Origin of the sequence: uncultured Planktosalinus sp. (assembly GCF_963973675.1) — a bacterium.
Taxonomy (GTDB): Bacteria; Bacteroidota; Bacteroidia; order Flavobacteriales; family Flavobacteriaceae; genus Planktosalinus.
Genome location: NZ_CAXBAN010000389.1, coordinates 1 through 2,408 on the forward strand (window position 1 = coordinate 1; position 2,408 = coordinate 2,408).

Annotated in this window: 4 protein-coding genes; 3 read left to right on the plus strand and 1 reads right to left on the minus strand. The window is 41.0% G+C overall.

Annotation, left to right across the window (positions count from 1 at the left end; translation table 11 throughout):
* The 3 genes from meaB to AACY61_RS12430 form a co-directional block, all read left to right on the plus strand.
* Positions 1-1,060, plus strand: a 1,060-nt coding sequence (meaB, locus tag AACY61_RS12420) for a methylmalonyl Co-A mutase-associated GTPase MeaB (protein WP_339611895.1), incomplete at its 5' end; no start/stop codon positions are given.
* A 114-nt stretch (positions 1,061-1,174) separates the two neighbouring features.
* Entirely contained in the window at positions 1,175-1,405 is a 231-nt protein-coding gene (locus AACY61_RS12425) for a hypothetical protein (RefSeq protein WP_339611896.1), read from the plus strand.
* 2 nt (positions 1,406-1,407) lie between these two features.
* Positions 1,408-1,983 carry a phosphatase PAP2 family protein gene (locus AACY61_RS12430; protein WP_339611897.1) on the plus strand — a complete coding sequence of 192 codons (576 nt, stop codon included), beginning with the start codon at positions 1,408-1,410 and terminating at the stop codon, positions 1,981-1,983.
* 129 nt (positions 1,984-2,112) lie between these two features.
* Here AACY61_RS12430 and AACY61_RS12435 read toward each other — a convergent pair.
* Positions 2,113-2,408, minus strand: a 296-nt coding sequence (locus tag AACY61_RS12435) for an MATE family efflux transporter (protein WP_339611898.1), incomplete at its 5' end; no start/stop codon positions are given.

Genomic DNA, 2,408 nt, shown 5'->3' on the forward strand with positions numbered 1-2,408 from the left:
ATCAACATCCTCCGGGAAAGATAACTCCTCCAAAACGGTCGATGCTGCTGTGGCCGATTATATCAAACAGAAACGCAAAATCACACCTGATACCAGCACCTTGATTCAAAAAATTCGAAAAGGCAATCAGGTGGCTTTGAGTCAGGCCATAACCCTCATAGAAAGCACTTCAGTTAAACACCGTGAAATAGCTCGTCAAATCATAGAAGGATGCTTACCCTATGCCAATCAATCAGTTCGAATTGGCATCACCGGTGTGCCGGGAGTGGGAAAAAGCACCTTCATTGAAAGCTTCGGAAAGTTGTTGATTGTCAAAGGAAAAAAAGTAGCCGTCCTTACCGTAGACCCCAGCAGCACCCTTAGCGGAGGAAGCATTCTGGGAGACAAAACCCGAATGGAAGAATTGGTCAAAGAAGAAAACGCATTCATCCGTCCTTCTGCTTCCGGAAATTCCCTGGGGGGTGTAGCCCGCAAAACCCGTGAAAGTATCATCTTATGTGAAGCAGCCGGTTTTGATACCATCCTAATCGAAACAGTTGGGGTAGGGCAAAGTGAAACAGCAGTGCATTCAATGACTGATTTCTTTTTACTTCTCAAACTGGCAGGAGCCGGTGATGAACTACAAGGCATCAAAAGAGGAATTATGGAAATGGCCGATGCAATTGTCATCAATAAAGCCGATGGTGAAAACCTCAAAGCAGCACAACAAGCAAAAGTAGAGTTCAAAAGGGCACTGCATCTTTTCCCTCCAAAAGATAGTAGCTGGACTCCAAAAACGGCTACCTGCAGTGCTTTAAAAAATGAAGGCATTGATCAGGTATGGGAAATCGTGGAATCCTACCTTCAACATACTCAGAAAAACGGCTATTTTGAACACAATCGGATACAGCAAAACAAATTCTGGTTGTACCAAACCATCGAAGAACAACTAAAAACCGACTTTTATACCCACCCCAAAATTAAGGAGACCCTTCCAAAACTCTTAAAATCCATAGAAAAACACACAATAAGTCCGTTTGAAGCTGCCAAACAATTAATGAACCTCTTTGCAGAAAAATAGCTTTACATTCAGTTGTTTAATTTCCTTATCCTATTTTTGCATGAAAGCTTGGGAAATGAACAGACAAGGAAATGCATGTAGCCCCGTTGCTTTCAATCAATAAAATAAAACACTATGGAACTACCAAAATTTATTTTAGGCGACAATACAGACTTCCCAAATGCCATTTTTGTGATTCACACAGAATTCCCCAGGTTCATCATCAACCTGGAAAACGATGAGGTGGAATGGTTAGAGGAATTTGACGCCCAGGACCAAAAAGAACTCGAAACTGAAACTGAAAGCCTTATAACAGAAGCCACCGCATTTTATGACCGTGAAGTGGGTCGCTATGAAAATGAATAAAAATGATTGAACAGCTTTTACAACTTGACGAACAACTATTCATCTTTCTTAACTCACTGGGTTCAGAACGCTGGGATGCCTTGTGGCTGGGTATTACCTATAAGTTCTCCTGGATTCCCTTCTATGCATTGCTGCTGTATCTGGTGTACAGAAATTTTGGGCTCAAAAACACGCTCATTGTTATGGTACTGGTAGCAATACTCATTACTTGTACTGACCAGCTAGCCAACCTCTTTAAAAACGGTTTTGAACGACCTCGACCTTGTCGTGAAGAACATTTACAAGAACTCATACGCTATGTTGCACCTCGCTGCGGACGGTTTGGCTATTTTTCAGCCCACGCTGCCAGCTCGATGGCACTGGCTGTTTTTCTGGGATTGTTATTTAGGCGTGTTTATAAATACTTACCTTTTATCTTACTCTTTTATGCAGGTATTGTAAGCTATAGCCGAATCTATGTAGGCGTACACTACCCGCTCGACACCCTTACCGGAATGATTATTGGCGCGCTGCTGGGTACCTTAATTTATGGAGCTGCAAGGAAGTTGAATGTGAGCGTTAAACTGAAGAATGAATAATGATTAACTTATATTAGAGACGTACAATTGTCTCTTTTCAATATTCAATTTTCTAAAACAACTGTTAGCAAATTGAATTTTCTATATTCTTTATTCTATTTTTTCTTTTCTTAATTCGAAAACTGACTGCTAATTGCTTTCAATCAACCTCTTTGTAAGTTTATTAAATCTTAGATAAAGCATCAATGCTGATACCGTGAGACCCGCAAACAAGCCCAGCCAGATGCCCATTGCTCCCAGGGCTTCTTCTTTACCTAAAAGGTAACAAACTGGAAAGCCAACCAGCCAATAAGCCACAAAACAAATCCAGGAGGGTACTTTTACATCCTGTAACCCCCTTAAAGCTCCAAGAAACACAACTTGCAAACCATCACTAAGCTGAAAAATAGCGGCTACTACCAATAAGCTTGAAGCAATTGAAATTA

Excerpts from the sequence above, each read along its gene's own strand:
- AACY61_RS12425 (WP_339611896.1), top strand. The coding sequence starts at position 1,175 with ATGGAACTACCAAAATTTATTTTAGGCGACAATACAGACTTCCCAAAT.
- AACY61_RS12430 (WP_339611897.1), top strand. The coding sequence starts at position 1,408 with ATGATTGAACAGCTTTTACAACTTGACGAACAACTATTCATCTTTCTT.